We start from the raw sequence: 15,418 nt of genomic DNA on the forward strand, positions 1-15,418 counted from the left end.
TTCGCTGCAGTGATCAAGGTCTGGACGATGCCGTAGCCGAGTAGTACCGCCACTAGTGCCCAGGAGATGACTAGGCGAGGGGTCTGGTTCATTTGGCTGCCTCCGTTGCCCTGGTCTCGGACTTCTCGTGGAACCGCTCCGCGACCGGCCGGATCAGCAGGTTCGCGACGAAGCCGACCGCCAGCACGCCGACCATGGTGAAGAACGCGGGCCGGTAGGCCTCGGCCGTCAGCGTGCCCGGCTTGCCCTCGCGGTCGAGGAACCCGTTGATGATGAGCGGCCCGGCCACACCGGCGACCGACCACGCGGTCAGCAGCCGGCCGTGGATCGCGCCGACCTGGTAGCCCCCGAAGAGATCCCGCAGGTACGCCGGTACGGTCGCGAAACCGCCGCCGTAGAAGGACAGGATGACCGCGGCGAGCAGGACGAAGAGCGCGGTGCCGTTGTGGCCGACCGTGGCCAGCAGGAAGTACAGCACCATGCCGACGCCGAGGTAGATCGCGTAGATCGGCTTGCGGCCGATCAGGTCCGACGTGGACGACCAGGCGAATCGCCCGGCCATGTTGAAGATCGAGAGCAGTCCGACGAACCCGGCGGCCGCGCCGACCGCAACGGTCGACTTGCCGCCGACGTCACCGCGGAAGAAGTCCTGGATCATCGGGCTGGCCTGCTCCAGGATGCCGATCCCGGCGGTGACGTTGCAGAGCAGGACAACCCACAACAGCCAGAACTGCGGGGTCTTGATCGCGTTCGCGGCCGACACGTTCGACGTGGTGACGAGGGCTTTCTTCTTCACCTGCGAGGGATCGAACCCGGCCGGCTTCCAGTCCGCGGCGGGGACCCGGATGTTGACCACGCCGAACATCATCACCACGAAGTAGCCGATGCCCAGCGTCAGGAACAGCGCGACCAGGGCGCCGCCACCGGCCACCGAGGTGGAGACGTTGGAGTCGTAGCCGTCGTCGTACAGGCTGAGCAGTTGCCGCGACAGCGGGCTGGCGACCAGCGCGCCGCCGCCGAAGCCCATGATCGCCAGGCCGGTGGCCAGGCCCGGGCGGTCGGGGAACCACTTGATCAGCGTGGAGACCGGGGAGATGTAGCCGATCCCCAGCCCGACACCGCCGATCACGCCGTAGCCCAGGTAGACCAGCCAGAGCTGGCTCGTACCGATGCCCAGGGCCCCTACCAGGAAGCCGCTGGCCCAGAAGCAGGCCGAGACGAACATCGACTTGCGCGGGCCGTTGCGCTCGACCCAGGTGCCGCCGATCGCGGCGGACAGGCCGAGCATCACGATCGCGATGCTGAAGATCACCCCGATCTGCGTCTGGCTGGCGTCGAAGTGCTTGATCATCGACGTCTTGTAGACGCTGGTCGCGTACGCCTGACCGATACACAGATGCACGGCCAGCGCGGCCGGCGGGATCAGCCAGCGGCTGTACCCCGGTGGCGCGATGGTGTGCTCGCGATCGAGTACGGACAAGATGCCCATCCAGACTCCTCAGGTAATAGCCCCCAGCAAATACCCCCTGGGCATCTTGGCCGACAGTATCCAATTTGTGAAGTCTAATTGTGTAGGGCTCAATCATCGTGTCGCCCGCAGACAAGCGGACCCCGGAACTGTGAGACTGGGGGCATGGCGATCTCGGCGAAGTTGTTGGGTGAGGACGAGTACGTCGTCGTCAGCACCCGGACGCACTGGAAGGCACTGATCTTCCCGGTGTTCCTGCTGCTGGTGGTGGCGGCCGGTGGCGGGTTCCTCGCCGCGGTGGTCCCGGACGGCAACCTGCAGACCCCGGCCCGGATCGCGATCGGCGTGGTCGGGCTGCTGGTCCTGGTGGTGTTCGGTGCGAAGCCGTTCCTGAACTGGTTCTTCTCGACCTACACGCTGACCAACCGGCGGCTCATCACCCGGCACGGCATCCTGACCCGGACCGGTCGCGACATCCCGCTGATGCGGATCAACGACGTCTCCTACGAGCACGGCTTGATCGACCGGATGCTGGGCTGCGGGACGCTGGCGATCGAGTCCGCCGGCGAACGCGGCCAGGTCATCCTGCCGGACGTCCCGCACGTCGAGCACATGCACCTGCAGATGTCGGACCTGCTCTTCGGCGGCCCCGAAGGCAAACCCGGCGACGGCATCCTCGACGACGAGGCCCCACCGGAACCCCAGCGCCGCCGCGACCCCCGCCCCACCACCGACGAGCCCGACGCCGAAACCCTCTTCAGCTCAGACGACAACGACCGCCGCTGACCGTTCTGGTCAGAAGATCTCCAGGCTGACCGGAGCGACCGGCCAGCTGAACGCTGCGCCGGCTTGGCGGAGCGCTCCGGGGGTGTGTTCGGTGACCCGGCCGGTGGTGGCGAACTCGGCTAGGTGGCGGCCGCCCAGGTAGGTCGCGCCGAGTTCGGCTATCGACAGGCTCAGGTCGGCCGGGGCATCCGTGAGTTCGCAGCGGACGGTCTCGCCCGCGGTCAGGCGGAAGCGGCCGGTGTTGGCCGGGATCAGTTCGTCGGTCACGTCGAGAACGAGGTCTACGGCGACGGCGTACCGGCGTTGTTCGAGGGCGCGGGGAACGTCCGTCACCCGCAGCCAGAGGGACTCGTTCAGCCGCCGGTTCAGCGCGGTGGGAGTGGTGATGAGCTGCTGTAGCGGCTCGTCGACGGCCGCGAACCCGAACTCGAGAGTGCCGGCCAGATCCAGCGTGAGCAGATGCTGCCACAGTGCCCGGTACGCCGCTGGGTCGATCGCGACGAGCTCTTCGAGGTGGACCTCGTTGGCCGGGCCGGTCGCGATCCAGTGCATCTTGCCGCGCCAGAGGGCGTACCCGTCCACGGCGCCGCTCTCGTCGCGGTGCACCAGGATCTGGCGGGCGGTCTTGCCACCGCGATCATCCGGCTTGTCCTCCAGCCGCTGCTGCCATTGGAGGTCCGATCGGCCGGATATACCTGGTCGCCGCTCTTGCAGGGCCCGCAGCAGCGGTGCGAGTTCCTTGACGGCGCCGTCGGCCGGCAGCTCGCTGACCTCGCCAGGACGGGTCCGTACGTTCGGTGGCCCGACCCGGTGCAGGTCGATCTCGTACGACATCCCATACGCGGCTGCGCCGTACCCGAAGCGTCCGTAGATGCCGGACTCGCTGGCCCAGAGCACCGCAATCGCCTCCGGCACCTCACGCAGCTGCCGGGTGATCAGCTCCGACATGATCCCGCGCCGCCGATGCGTCGCTTTTACCCCAACACCGGTCACATGCGCAGCCGGTACCAGTGCACCCGGCACAGACAGCTCACCCGTCAACGCCTGCGTAGTACCGACGATGTCCGGACCATCGGCAACCACCAACGTCCGCTCAGGCTCGAACATCCGCCGCCCCAGCTCGGTCGGCGACGAGTCGAACATCATCGCCCCCGCGAACAAGGCACGCACTTCGTCATAGTCCCCGGCCGCAGCCGCCCGAACGCTGAGCTCATTCACCCCCGCATCTTCACACGCCCCACCGACAATGGTCAGCAGCCAGCGGGGAGCCGGCGTGGGTGCTGGGGGTCAGCGGATGACGGGGAGGTCGCCGGTGTTGTCGGCGTCCAGGCCGGCTGCGGTGTCCGGGGCCTTGGGGTGCTGGTGGTCTGCCTCGTCCAGGGCGAGTTCATCTTTGAAGACGAATTTGCGGTAGGACCAGAAGCGGAAGAGGGTGCCCAGGCCCAGGCCGACGAAGTTGGCGGCGATGTTGTCGGCCAGCCAGCTGTGCTGGTCCAGGACGTAGCGGGAGAAGCTGAGGCAGCCGGCCGCGATCAGCAGGCCGATGCCGTTCAGGACGAAGAAGAGCACGTACTCGCGGTGCAGGCCGGTGCGCTCACGGTGCCGCCAGGTCCAGTGCCGGTTGCCCAGGTACGTCACGACGGTGGCGACCGTCACCGAGATGAACTTCGCGGTGACGGGCTTGTCGTGCAACATGCCGTCGCCCGACGCGCCGAACACGAGCGGGTTGTCGAAGACCAGCCAGTTGTAGATCGGCAGGTCGACCACCAGGCCGAGCAGTCCGACCAGACCGAACTTGGCCACTTCGTGCAACAGGTGCTCCACCTGGCGGTACAGCGTTGTGACGATCTTCAACGGTCCAGGAACTCTCTGTGAACACGGACTACTCGGTGAGGGCAGTTTCCAAGGTACCCGGCGAGGAGTCCGACGCTGAAATCCAGCGCGAAATGTCATCCCTAAGAGTGACCCGTTCGGCCCGTGGCGAGCGGGAGCAGGTCAGCACATTAGGCTCCACCCGTGAAGTTCGAGCGGAAAGATCTGCCGGTGGGCACCCCGGTCGTGGGTATGGTCGGCGGCGGCCAGCTGGCCAGGATGACCCAGGAAGCGGCAGTTGCCCTGGGCATCCAGCTGCGGGTGCTCGCCGAAGGGCCCACGGTCTCTGCGGCCCAAGCTGTCGCCGACGCCCCCGTGGGCGACTACCGCGACCCCGAGACCGTACGCCGGTTCGCCGCCGAGACCGACGTGGTGACCTTCGACCACGAGCACGTCCCGACCGAGCTGCTCCGCGCCCTGGAGTCCGAGGGGGTGAAGGTCCGCCCCGGCCCCGACGCCCTCGTGCACGCGCAGGACAAGGCGGTGATGCGGCAGCGGCTGGACACCATCGACGCGCCCGCACCGGCCCACCAGGTGGTCGCGTCCAAGCCGGACGTCGAGGACTTCGCCAAGCGCATCGGCGGTTTCCCGATCATCTTGAAGACCACCCGCGGCGGGTACGACGGCAAGGGCGTCTGGGTCTGCACCGGAGTCGACGATCCGGTGGTCGACGAGGCATTCGCAGCGAAGGTGCCGATCCTCGCCGAGGAGAAGGTCGACTTCGTCCGCGAGCTGTCCGCGATCGTCGCGCGCTCCCCGCACGGCCAGGCGGTCGCGTACCCGATCGTGGAGTCCGTCCAGCGCGACGGGATCTGCGTCGAGGTGACCGCCCCCGCGCCGGACCTCGATCCCGGCAAGGCTGCTCAGGCTCAGCAGACGGCCCTCAAGATCGCCGGCGAGCTCGGCGTCGTCGGCATCCTCGCGGTCGAGATGTTCGAGGCCCGCGACGGCCGGTTGCTGGTCAACGAGCTGGCGATGCGGCCGCACAACACCGGGCACTGGTCGATCGAGGGCGCGGTCACCAGCCAGTTCGAGAACCATCTCCGCGCAGTACTGGATCTGCCGCTCGGGTCACCCGCGGCGCGGACGCCGTACACGGTGATGGTCAATGTGCTGGGCGGCGATGTCGAGGACATGCATCTCGGGCTGCTGCATTGCATGGCCCGCGATCCGGGGCTGAAGGTCCACTTCTACGGCAAGTCCGTGAAGCCCGGCCGCAAGGTCGGCCACGTCACGGCGTACGGCGACGACCTGGCCGAGGTCCGCGAGCGCGCCCGGCATGCGGCGGCGTACCTGACCGGCACCATCGACGAATAGGGCGACAAGATGACCGTGGGAATCCTGATGGGGTCGGACTCGGACTGGCCGACGATGAAGGCGGCCGCCGAGGTCTGCGTCGAGTTCGACGTGCCCTTCGAGGCAGACGTTCTGTCGGCGCACCGGATGCCGGTCGAGATGATCGACTACGGAAAGTCGGCACACGAGCGAGGGCTGAAGGTGCTGATCGCGGGCGCCGGCGGAGCCGCGCACCTGCCCGGCATGCTCGCGTCCGTCACGCCGCTGCCGGTGATCGGCGTACCGGTGCCGCTGAAGTACCTCGACGGGATGGACTCGCTGCTGTCGATCGTGCAGATGCCGGCGGGCGTTCCGGTCGCGACGGTGTCGATCGGGAACGCGCGCAACGCGGGCCTGCTGGCGATCCGGATCCTCGCGGCGTACGACGAGAAGCTGCTGACAAAGATGGTCGCGTTCCAGCAGAACCTGGCCGAGATCGCGCGGGCGAAGGGCAGTACTGTGCGTGATGGCGCGGCAGAGCTGCGTTAAAGCGACGCTCGTACGGTTTTCCACAGGTCTGGGGCGGGTAGCCGTGAGATTCCAACCATTGTCGTCTAAGGTCGTCGATCGTGACTCCGCCCGCAGAACCAGATACGCAGCGCATCCCGGTCCGTTACTGGATCTGGCTGTTCGGTGCTGCCGTGTCCCTGCTCGGCGATCTGACGATGACATTCGCGATCGGCTGGTCGGCCAGTAGGCACGGTGGCCAGACGGCCGGCCTGGTGCTGCTGGTGGCTGCAGCGCCCCGCGCGGCGCTGCTCCTGGTCGGTGGCGCGGTAGGCGACCGGTACGGCGCCCCCAAGGTCCTGCTGGCCAGCTGTATCGCGATGTTCGCGGTCACGACGGCGCTGGTGCCGACGACTTTGGCGGTCGGTGAGCCGATCAGCCTGCTGGTGATCACAGCGCTGGTCGTCGGAATCATCGACGCGTTCTTCCTGCCGGCGTCGCGATCGATGCCCCGGCTGCTGGTGTCGCCGGAGCTGATCCCGCGGGCACTGGCCAGCTTCCAGGTCACCGGGGTCGTCTTCGCCGTCACCGGTACTGCGGTCGGCGGCCTGCTGGTGAGTTGGTCAGGGCTGGCCGCCGCCTCCGGGTTCGATGCGCTGACCTTCGCCGTCATGATCATCGTCCTGGTGTCCCTGCGGAACACGCCGGCCGGTGTCACCGGGCCACGCACCGGGATGATCCGGTCGATCGTGGACGGCGTGAAGGTCGCGTTCGGCCGCCCGCTGACTCGCGCGCTGCTGATCACGATGACGGTCGCGGCCGGCCTGCTGATGCCGCTCGACGCGCTGCTGCTGCCCCTGCTGGCCAGGGATCACGGCTGGAACGCGTCGACTGCCGGTCTGCTGGTCGCCAGCCGCAGCCTGGGCGTCGGCATCATCGCGCTGCGGATCCTGACCCGGGGCGCGTTCGACCGCCCCGGTATCTTCGCCGGGCTCGGTCTGGTGCTGGCCGGCGTCGGCCTGCTCGGTCTTTCGGTGCTCGACCCGCTGCCGCTGGCCTTCGCGGCCGGGATGGTCAGCGGGGTCGGCGTGGGCACCTTCACCGGGCACGTGCTGCCCCTGCTGATGAACTCGGTCGAGCGCGAGTACCAGTCCCGCCTGCAGTCCGTGGTCGTGCTCTGCCAGACCCTCGCGCTGGTCGTGATGAACCCGGTGCTGGGCACCTTCGCGGATCTGGACGGGGTGGGCATCACTGGCGTCTGCCTCGGCATCGGCGTGCTGTCGGCGCTGATCGGCCTGTTCGCCCTCACCCGCCCCATCCTGCGGAAAGCGACTGTTTCCTAAGGCCTGCCGGGCGCCCGGTAGATCCAGCCCGCGTCACGCCATTTCTGTGCGTCCAGGGTCAGCCGCGCGTCGACCACGATCGGCGCCTCGACGACCCCGCGCAGCTCCGCCGGGTCGAGCTCGCGGAACTCCGGCCACTCGGTCAGGTGCAACACGAGATGCGCGCCCTCGCAGGCCTCGGCGGCCGAAGCGGCGTACCGGAAGGTCGGCCGGACCTTGCGCGCGTTCTCCATCGCCTCGGGGTCGAAGACGGTGACGGTCGCGCCGTGCAACTGGATCCGGCCGGCGATGTCGAGCGCCGGCGAGTCCCGGACGTCGTCCGTACCGGCCTTGAAAGCCGCGCCGAGCACGGTCACGTTCTTGCCGACCCAGTCGGCGCCGAGCTGTTCGTGCACGACGTCCACGATCCGCGCGCGCACGTGCTGGTTGATGTCGTCGACCTCGCGCAGCAGCGTGATGATCTCTTCCACGCCGAGCTCACCGGCCCGGGCCATGAACGAGCGCAGGTCCTTCGGCAGGCAACCGCCGCCGTACCCGGGGCCGGCGTTGAGCATCCCGCGGCCGATCCGCTTGTCGTAGCCGAGCGCGTCGGCGAGCAGGGTGACGTCCGCGCCGGTCGCGTCGGCGAGCCCGGCGAGCGCGTTGATGAAGGAGATCTTCGTGGCCAGGAAGGCGTTCGCGCCCCCCTTGACGATCTCGGCGGTCGGCAGGTTGCAGACCACCACCGGCGAGCCGGCCGCGATCGGCTGCGCGAAGACCTCACGCAGCTTGGCCTCCGCGGCCGCGGACTGGACGCCGAACACCAGCCGGTCCGGGTTGATCGTGTCGTCCACGCCGTGCGCCTCACGCAGGAACTCGGGCTGCCACGCGATCTCGATCTGCGCGCCGGCCGGGGCCTCGGCGTGGAAGCGGGCCTCCACCACCTTCGACGTACCGACCGGGACGGTGGAACGGCCGACCACCAGAGCGGGCCGGGTCAGCAGCGGGGCGAGCATGTTGATGACCGAGTGGACCTGGGCCAGATCCGCGGAATCGCTGCCCTCGAGCTGCGGCGTACCGACGCAGATGAAGTGCACGTCGGCCCAGTCGGCGATCTCGGTGTAGTCGTCGGTGAACCGCAGCCGGCCGGAGTCCGTGTGCTTCTTCAGCAACGGGTCCAGCCCCGGTTCGTACAGCGGGGCCTTGCCGTCGCTGAGCAGTTTCAGCCGGTGTTCGTCGATCTCGACACCGATCACGTCGAAGCCGAACTCGGCCATTCCCGCGGCGGTGTTGGCGCCGAGGTAGTTGGTGCCGATCACCGCGATCCGCAGTGGGGCTGCGCTGGTGGGCATGCCTTCAGTCATGCGGGGGACTCTACCGACCGCGGTTATCAGCCGATGACGGGCTCATGGCGTACATTGATACTCGTGAGTAACTCATTCGATCTGTACGCCCTGTCGGAGGAGCACCAGGCGATCCGGGAGGCCGTTCGCGCCGTCTGCGACGCGAAGGTGGCCCCGAACGCCGGTGACGTGGACGAGCTCGCCGAGTTCCCGAAGGCGTCGTACGACGCGCTGAAGGCATCGGACTTCCACGCGCCGCACATCCCCGAGCAGTACGGCGGCGCCGGGGCGGATGCGCTAGCCACGGTGATCGTGATCGAGGAGGTCGCCCGCGCCTGCGCGTCCACCTCGCTGATCCCCGCAGTGAACAAGCTCGGCTCGCTGCCGCTCCTGCTGTCCGGGTCGGACGAGGTGAAGGACCGCTACCTGCCACCGGTAGCGGCGGGCGACGCGATGTTCTCGTACTGCCTGTCGGAGCCCGAGGCGGGCTCGGACGCGGTGTCGATGAAGACGCGCGCAGTCGCGGACGGCGACGACTATGTGCTGAACGGCGTCAAGCGCTGGATCACCAACGCCGGCGTGAGCGACTACTACACGGTCTTCGCGGTGACGGACCCGACGACGCGGTCCAAGGGCATCAGCGCCTTCGTGGTCGAGAAGGCCGACGACGGCGTCTCCTTCGGCGCCCCGGAGAAGAAGCTCGGCATCAAGGGCTCACCGACCCGCGAGGTGTACTTCGACAACGTCCGGATCCCCGCCTCGCGGCTGATCGGCGACCTCGGTACCGGCTTCGGTACTGCGATGTCGACCCTCGACCACACCCGCGTGACGATCGCCGCCCAGGCACTCGGTATCGCGCAGGGCGCACTCGACTACGCGCTGGGCTACGTCAAGGAGCGCAAGCAGTTCGGCAAGGCGCTCGCAGAGTTCCAGGGCCTCCAGTTCATGCTCGCCGACATGGGCATGAAGATCGAGGCAGCCCGGCAACTCACCTACGCCGCCGCAGCCCGCTCCGAACGCAACGACACCGACCTCACGTACTTCGGTGCCGCCGCCAAGTGCTTCGCCTCCGACGTGGCCATGGCCGTAACCACCGACGCAGTACAACTCCTCGGCGGCTACGGCTACACCCACGACTACCCGGTCGAACGCATGATGCGCGACGCCAAAATCACCCAGATCTACGAAGGCACCAACCAGGTCCAGCGCATCGTGATGGCCCGCCAACTCCTCAAGGGCCTGGGCTGAGGACAAGCCCTGACGGCAGGCGTGCTCCACCCGCCCCAACCTGTCGATACGTAGTACTTCATCCTGGATACTGATCTCGGGATGAAGGTCGGCCAGCATGGCGGTGACATGCTCTCACCCAGCCAGACGGCTTCGCACTTTCGGCGGAGATGTTCCGGGGGCACAGCGGCTACGAGCGCAAGCTGTTGCTCAATGCTCGTTTGAGGCGACACTGCGTCGCCTCGGCGACCTCGGCGAGCGGCGAGTAGGCGAACCGCAGCTGACCGAGATCTATCACAGTCAGACGAAGGCGGGTGGCTCAGGTTGGCCGGAGCCCGGCGGGCGGCTTTCAAGGTGCCGAAATGCTGGCAGCGGCGCAGGTCTGGACAGATGCTCATCTACGAGCGCCGTGGATCCGGCTGGGTTTGCATCTCGGCCTGTGTCTGGCCGCTCGCTGTTGTTGAACGGCCGATCTGCAGGAACAAGCGATAGAAGCGTGATGACAACCGGCCTGGCGGATTAGGAACCGGCGGCCGCCAGGCGGTGTAGAGGGAGCAGGGATATCGAAAGGAAAGGCAATGCTCCGAAAGGTCGCTCTGCTCGCGCTGACAGTGTGCCTGGCCGGCTGCTCCACCACGGGCACCCCGGCAGCCAGGCCCTCGGCCGAAATTGCTCTGTCCCCCGCTCCGTTGAGCCCCGGTGGCGGTGCTGAACCTTCGGGTCCGCAAGACTTCATGGCTCCTCTTCACGGGACGCCACTGGCCGGTCCGACCGGACTGCGGTTCCTCGTGTCGGCTGCGTCGCCGATTGTCCTTGACGTAGACCGCGGGTCGATTCAGCAACTCACCGGCCTCCCCGTGGCTGCCAATCGGGCTGCCTCCTCGGTGATCCGCGTCGACGACGCGGCCGTGGTGAACACCGACCGGATCTGCGGCGACTGTCCACCCGACCCCGCGGTCTACGTAGCGCGACGCGGCTCTACAGTGGCCAGGCGCATCAGCTCCGGTGTCGCTGTCGCGCCAGCGCTCGATCGGCGAGGTATCTGGCTGCGGACCGAGCAGGGCGGCCGCTGTGCGTTGAGCCTGGTCGGACTCGATGGCCGGGTTCGGATACGCCCTCGGGCAATCGACTGTGCGATCACTCCCAGGGATGAGACATCGCTCGGCCTGCTCGTGTCGGTCGAGAGAAAAGGAGCCGTGCCGAAAGATGCGATCCTGGCACCTCACGACCTGCACACGGTCCTGAGCGCGAACCGGATCCTTCAGGTCATCGGCACACGGGTTCTCATCGACAACGGCTCACAAGTTGTCACTGACGGCATCGCCGGGGTCTTCACCCTCACCGATACCAAGACCGGCAGTTCGACGAATATCACGCCACCGACCCCGATCGGTGGGGCCTCGGATGGCAAGGTTGCGCCGGACGGCCGCTCGGTCGCGATCTCCTTCGAGGATCACTCTTGGCCCGGTCCACGACAGCGAATGGATCTCTGGCTGCTGCACCTCGCGACCCTCCGATGGGAGCACGTTCCGTCGATGCCGGTGCCACTCACCCTGAAGGGGTCCGGCTTCAACTGGATGCCGGACGGCCGCCTCGCGCTACTTGGCAGGTTCGACGCTGTCGGTGACAGCAAGCTCGACAAGATGATGGACGCGGTAGCGGTCTGGCGCCCGGGCGAGCCCCAGTTGAAGGTCCGCCGGCTCCAGCTCCTCGGCGAAGCCTCGGCCGACAACTTCACCGCCTGGTGACAGCCTGTCCGGCTCAGCGAAGATCGATCATGCGCGATGCATCGACTGGAGATCCGCCGGCGTGATCAGTTGCTCGAGTTGCTCGTCAGTGAGTTTGTTGATCAGGGCTTTGGCACGCTGCGCCTCGGCGGTCGTCAGCATCTCGCCGGCGAGCAGATCCGGCAGCCCGAGCTCGTAACCACACCGCGCCCTGGGGGTGTAGCGATGCCTGGTCCGCGCCACTGCCGAGGCCACCCGGATTGCGTGCTCGTTGCCTGGAGCCACATTCGGACGATCCACTTCGCGGGCGGCGAAGCGGAAGCCGTTCGCTAGGTCACACTTCGCGCACCCGATCGGACCGGCGCCGAGTCCAGAGCCGCACTTGTCACAGCTGAGCTGCTTGAGTGCCCCGTCGACCACGCGCCAGTCGAACTCGGCCGGATCCTGCAGGACGATCTCGGCTAAGCCGCGCGCATCCGTAGTGCCGGCCTCTCGGCAGAGCCCTTGCCACGCTTCGTCGATGCTGTCCTCGACCTCCTGCAGCGCGGCTTTCATCCGCGGATGATCGCACCTTCGCATAGCGCGATTCTAGGCCGCACGCGGTGGCTTGACCTTGGGTGTCAGCAGAATGTGATCGATTGCAGGTGGTCTACAACGACGAACTGTCTGGTGGAACGCCACCAGTCCCACCGTCCAGTGTGCAAGGGCGTTCTCGCGTCACGAACCACCCGCTGACCTCCGTCAAGCCGTGGCGATCGGTGTATCCGAGGTCAGATCGTCGGCAAGCAGGTCCATCAGCAGTCCGTCGTGCCAGCCGCCACCGTCCGGATCCCGTTCGTAGCGACGCATAACCCCGACAGGTTGGAAGCCGACGGCTGAATAGCACCTGATTGCCGGCTCATTATCGACCGCCGGGTCGATCACCAAGCGGTGATGGTTCAGCTCGAACACGAGATAGTGAGCCAGTACGCCTACGGCGTCACGACCAATGCCTCGACCGTGCACCGCTGGATCAAGGAAGATGTCGATGGAGGCGTGCCTGTACATGGGATCCTCCTCCTCGCCGTACTGCACAAGGCCGCACAGCGTTCCTTCGTGTATCACACTGAACCGAGTGACCTCCGGATCATCGAACGGCCACTCCGGCGAGGAGTCCTCATCGCCCCAACGCGCCCGGATCTCAGGCAATCTGACGATTCGCCGCAAAGCCTCCACATGATCAGTTGAGACCGGGACCAGCAGCACGCGCTCTCCCCGCAGCTCGCCTGTCACAGCTGCATCCTCCTCATCGTCACGGTGTGCCGGTCGGTGATTATCTCACCGGAACCCGTCGCCATCGGGGTGATCTCGCCGCGATAGGCACCCCGACCGAACTGCAGCGGCGATTCGGTCATATGTCGCCGGCCTCCCGTGCAAGTTGCAGGGAGGTTGACCGCAGCCGGGCTGCGACGAGTGCCGCCCAGCCCCAGCCGAGAACGACTGCCAGGGCGACGATCCGCCAGTCGCCAAGCCCTGCGCCGAGTCCGCCGAGCGCGACGAACGCGATCCCCGTGAATGTGCTGTAGCGCGACCAGCCCCGGTCTCCACTCGCGGCGAACGCACGTGCGATGACGAAGCAGACGGTGATCAGCGCGATCATCCCGATCGCGAAGGCGAGCCCGTGCACCGTGCTGTGCCAGCTGACGGACTCCGGCGCACCGTCTCCCGTGCCGGCCGGGAAACCGAGTGCGGGATCGGCGACGAACACGCCTCCGCCGATCTGTGCTACCCCGAACGTTCCGATCAGCAGCGGCCCCCAGGTGCCGCCGCGATGTCCGCGCAGAACCCGGCGTATCCCGATCGCGCAGGTGAGGAAGAGCAGACCTGACACTACGAAGTTGACGATCTGAACCCAGCCGAGGTCTCCGAGGCTGAGCATGCTGAACGGGTGGCGGCGCAGGTCGAAGCCATCGCGGGTGAAGGCCTGGATCAGGGCGACCACGACGAACAGCGGGCCGGCGACCGTGCCGCAGCTGAGTAGCGCTCGAGTCGCCTTGGTTGTTGCCGCGGCTGGGGCGGTCGGCCGCGCGTAGATCGTCCGAGGTGCCTGCGGGTCGATGTTGTGGGTACTGGACATGGTCCACTCCGTTCGACGGGTTATCTGGGCCTGTTGCGGGCTCTGCCAATGCGTCGACCGAAGGCCCCGCGAATCGACAGCTGACAGCAATCTCTGGCAGCACTCAGCTGACCGCGCCGATCAGCTCGAGCACTGGGCCTTCGTGGAGGGCTGTGTAGACCTGGTCGCGGAGTTGGTTGGCCTCGGCGTCGGTCAGAGTGCGGTCCAGCGGCCGGAGGACCAGTCTGACCAGCACGTTTCGTTGTCCGGGCGCGAGCCGAAGCCTCATTCGCGCCGCCTCGGTCAGGTCGTCGTACGATGTTTCGCCGCGAACCTCGACGGACTCCGCGACCTCGGCGTCGGCGCCTAGGGCCCGGCGGACGCGGTCGCCGAGGAGCTCGTCTGACATGTCGGTGTCTGGGCCGACCACGAGCGACAGGTCGCGGCGTACTGCGGGCATCGCGGAGACCGGCTTGTACGGCGAGAGGTCCAGCATCTGCTCGGCTACTCGGGGATCCGTTGACCTGAGCAACCGGATGTCGCGGACTCCCTTGCGCAGCATGAGAAGCCGGTCGAGGCCGGGGCCTATCGCGAGTCCTGTCCAGGTCTCGTCCAGCCCGGCCTTGCGTAGTACAGCGGGGGCAGCGACTCCGCATTCGCCGATCTCGATCCACTGGTCGGCCAGCAGCACGTCGATCTGGCGGCCGTGGATCGTGTACGGGTGCACAGCCGGGACGGTTCGGTAGACCTGCCCGGGCAGCACGGTGGTGACGAGCCGGTCGATCATCTCCAGCAGCTCGAGCTCCCCGAGCGTGACGTTGCGGCTGATCCGCCACAGATCGATCATGTGCGGGGTGCCGGTGTGCTGCCAGTCGACTGAGTCGCGCCGATAGCAGATCCCGGCGCACACCATCAGCACGTCGGTCGACCCGGACGCGGCCAGCTCGCGAAGCGCCGGCGGGATCATCGCGGAGGTATGACTTCGTAGTACTTCCGCGGCCGAGATATACCGGGTATATCTCGCCTCGCGGGTGACCGCGTCGGTGGCGTACCCGAGGTCGTCGTAGTTGTCGGCCAGCGAGACGCCGCGATGATCACGTCTGGTCCAGATCTCGGTATCCGGCCAGGCGCGGCCGAGAGCGGTCCGGATCGAGTCGACGATCAGCTGGATCGCGTGCGAACCCTGCCTCGGATCCGTGAGATCACGCAGAGCACGGGCATCGTGCAACTCGTCAGCACTGATGAACATGAAGTTCTCTCCAATGTGAGCAGCTATCCGAGGGATAGCGGCACCCACTGGCCGCGGTCACCTCAGAAGGGAGCCGATTCCGCTCGGCCACCATGCCCCAGCCTTTGTCGCGCACCGGGCCGGCTAGCTATCGTGCACACCTCCTTCATGACTTCTTCTGGGGCTCCAGGTATGGCCGTCGAGATTAAGCGGCCCCAACCCATGGAGTGTTGGACTCCATGGTTGAGTCGACCGTTGCGACGGTCAATGATTCGTTCCTGTGCGAAGACACGGGCGTGGAGGTACGGCGCGGATGGATGCCTGCTAACGCCGGACAAGGGCAGCATTTCGCTGGTGCCGAATCGTTGGTGAGATGACGAACTCTTGCCAGCATTGGAGATGTGGCGCCGATTGCGCGCGGCCGGGTATCCGTGCAATCGCCACTGCAAGCCGAGGCGCTCCCCCGAGTCTCGGATCGGTGACGGGCACGGCCTCCTTGAGCCGTGCCCGTCGGCCACTGGGCTTGATTGTGACTACCGCAAGTGCCCTGTCAGCCACGGCTGTCGTT

Annotated in this window: 14 protein-coding genes; 6 read left to right on the forward strand and 8 right to left on the reverse strand. The window is 67.1% G+C overall.

Annotated features, from left to right (window positions below; genetic code table 11):
- Positions 1-88: 88 nt before the first annotated feature.
- Positions 89-1,489, reverse strand: coding sequence for an OFA family MFS transporter (locus G3I17_RS33725; RefSeq protein WP_203591129.1), 1,401 nt, complete (start codon positions 1,487-1,489; stop codon positions 89-91).
- 144 nt (positions 1,490-1,633) lie between these two features.
- Here G3I17_RS33725 and G3I17_RS33730 point away from each other — a divergent pair, with 144 nt between their 5' ends.
- On the forward strand, positions 1,634-2,254 hold the full coding sequence (locus G3I17_RS33730; protein WP_164602284.1) for a PH domain-containing protein: 621 nt from the start codon (positions 1,634-1,636) through the stop codon (positions 2,252-2,254).
- A gap of 9 nt (positions 2,255-2,263) precedes the next feature.
- On the opposite strand, the gene G3I17_RS33735 is transcribed toward G3I17_RS33730, so the two are convergent.
- Together G3I17_RS33735 and G3I17_RS33740 are read right to left on the reverse strand one after the other, a co-directional pair.
- Positions 2,264-3,472, reverse strand: a complete 1,209-nt coding sequence (locus G3I17_RS33735; RefSeq protein ID WP_164602286.1) for a GNAT family N-acetyltransferase — start codon at positions 3,470-3,472, stop codon at positions 2,264-2,266.
- A gap of 69 nt (positions 3,473-3,541) precedes the next feature.
- The gene (locus G3I17_RS33740) at positions 3,542-4,108 is read right to left on the reverse strand and encodes a GtrA family protein (protein ID WP_164602288.1); all 567 of its coding nucleotides are present in this window, start codon (positions 4,106-4,108) and stop codon (positions 3,542-3,544) included.
- A gap of 162 nt (positions 4,109-4,270) precedes the next feature.
- Here G3I17_RS33740 and G3I17_RS33745 point away from each other — a divergent pair, with 162 nt between their 5' ends.
- The 3 genes from G3I17_RS33745 (at position 4,271) to G3I17_RS33755 (ending at position 7,251) form a co-directional block, all read left to right on the forward strand.
- On the forward strand, positions 4,271-5,443 hold the full coding sequence (locus G3I17_RS33745) for a 5-(carboxyamino)imidazole ribonucleotide synthase (RefSeq protein WP_343238508.1): 1,173 nt from the start codon (positions 4,271-4,273) through the stop codon (positions 5,441-5,443).
- A gap of 9 nt (positions 5,444-5,452) precedes the next feature.
- The gene (purE, locus tag G3I17_RS33750) at positions 5,453-5,950 is read left to right on the forward strand and encodes a 5-(carboxyamino)imidazole ribonucleotide mutase (protein WP_164602290.1); all 498 of its coding nucleotides are present in this window, start codon (positions 5,453-5,455) and stop codon (positions 5,948-5,950) included.
- Between the two features lie 80 nt (positions 5,951-6,030).
- Complete coding sequence (locus tag G3I17_RS33755; RefSeq protein ID WP_164602292.1) at positions 6,031-7,251, forward strand: MFS transporter; 1,221 nt, start codon at positions 6,031-6,033, stop codon at positions 7,249-7,251.
- Here the strand turns inward: G3I17_RS33755 and G3I17_RS33760 are convergent.
- The gene (locus G3I17_RS33760) at positions 7,248-8,594 is read right to left on the reverse strand and encodes a UDP-glucose/GDP-mannose dehydrogenase family protein (RefSeq protein ID WP_239063173.1); all 1,347 of its coding nucleotides are present in this window, start codon (positions 8,592-8,594) and stop codon (positions 7,248-7,250) included. The two genes, G3I17_RS33755 and G3I17_RS33760, sit on opposite strands and share 4 nt — an antisense overlap.
- Positions 8,595-8,627: 33 nt before the next feature.
- On the opposite strand from G3I17_RS33760, the gene G3I17_RS33765 reads away from it, so the two are divergent.
- Together G3I17_RS33765 and G3I17_RS33770 are read left to right on the forward strand one after the other, a co-directional pair.
- Complete coding sequence (locus G3I17_RS33765) at positions 8,628-9,821, forward strand: acyl-CoA dehydrogenase family protein (protein ID WP_164602294.1); 1,194 nt, start codon at positions 8,628-8,630, stop codon at positions 9,819-9,821.
- 1,175 nt (positions 9,822-10,996) lie between these two features.
- A complete protein-coding gene (locus G3I17_RS33770) occupies positions 10,997-11,548 on the forward strand; it encodes a hypothetical protein (protein WP_164602296.1) in 552 nt (183 codons plus the stop codon).
- Positions 11,549-11,575: 27 nt separating this feature from the next.
- On the opposite strand, the gene G3I17_RS33775 is transcribed toward G3I17_RS33770, so the two are convergent.
- From G3I17_RS33775 to G3I17_RS33790, 4 genes are all read right to left on the reverse strand, one after another.
- Complete coding sequence (locus G3I17_RS33775; protein WP_203591130.1) at positions 11,576-12,082, reverse strand: hypothetical protein; 507 nt, start codon at positions 12,080-12,082, stop codon at positions 11,576-11,578.
- Positions 12,083-12,268: 186 nt separating this feature from the next.
- Positions 12,269-12,799: a GNAT family protein gene (locus tag G3I17_RS33780; RefSeq protein WP_343238509.1), complete on the reverse strand. Its 531-nt coding sequence runs from the start codon at positions 12,797-12,799 to the stop codon at positions 12,269-12,271.
- Between the two features lie 118 nt (positions 12,800-12,917).
- On the reverse strand, positions 12,918-13,643 hold the full coding sequence (locus G3I17_RS33785; RefSeq protein WP_164602300.1) for a DUF998 domain-containing protein: 726 nt from the start codon (positions 13,641-13,643) through the stop codon (positions 12,918-12,920).
- A gap of 103 nt (positions 13,644-13,746) precedes the next feature.
- Positions 13,747-14,871, reverse strand: a complete 1,125-nt coding sequence (locus G3I17_RS33790) for a hypothetical protein (protein WP_164602301.1) — start codon at positions 14,869-14,871, stop codon at positions 13,747-13,749.
- Positions 14,872-15,418: the final 547 nt, after the last annotated feature.

The organism is Streptomyces sp. SID13031, assembly GCF_010548305.1.
Classification (GTDB): Bacteria; Actinomycetota; Actinomycetes; order Propionibacteriales; family Kribbellaceae; genus Kribbella.

Bases quoted from the DNA above. Each gene is read 5' to 3' on its own strand.
- G3I17_RS33725 (WP_203591129.1), bottom strand. From the start codon at position 1,489: ATGGGCATCTTGTCCGTACTCGATCGCGAGCACACCATCGCGCCACCG.
- G3I17_RS33730 (WP_164602284.1), top strand. From the start codon at position 1,634: ATGGCGATCTCGGCGAAGTTGTTGGGTGAGGACGAGTACGTCGTCGTC.
- purE (WP_164602290.1), top strand. From the start codon at position 5,453: ATGACCGTGGGAATCCTGATGGGGTCGGACTCGGACTGGCCGACGATG.
- G3I17_RS33760 (WP_239063173.1), bottom strand. From the start codon at position 8,594: ATGACTGAAGGCATGCCCACCAGCGCAGCCCCACTGCGGATCGCGGTG.
- G3I17_RS33765 (WP_164602294.1), top strand. From the start codon at position 8,628: ATGACGGGCTCATGGCGTACATTGATACTCGTGAGTAACTCATTCGAT.
- G3I17_RS33775 (WP_203591130.1), bottom strand. From the start codon at position 12,082: ATGAAAGCCGCGCTGCAGGAGGTCGAGGACAGCATCGACGAAGCGTGG.
- G3I17_RS33785 (WP_164602300.1), bottom strand. From the start codon at position 13,643: ATGTCCAGTACCCACAACATCGACCCGCAGGCACCTCGGACGATCTAC.
- G3I17_RS33790 (WP_164602301.1), bottom strand. From the start codon at position 14,871: ATGTTCATCAGTGCTGACGAGTTGCACGATGCCCGTGCTCTGCGTGAT.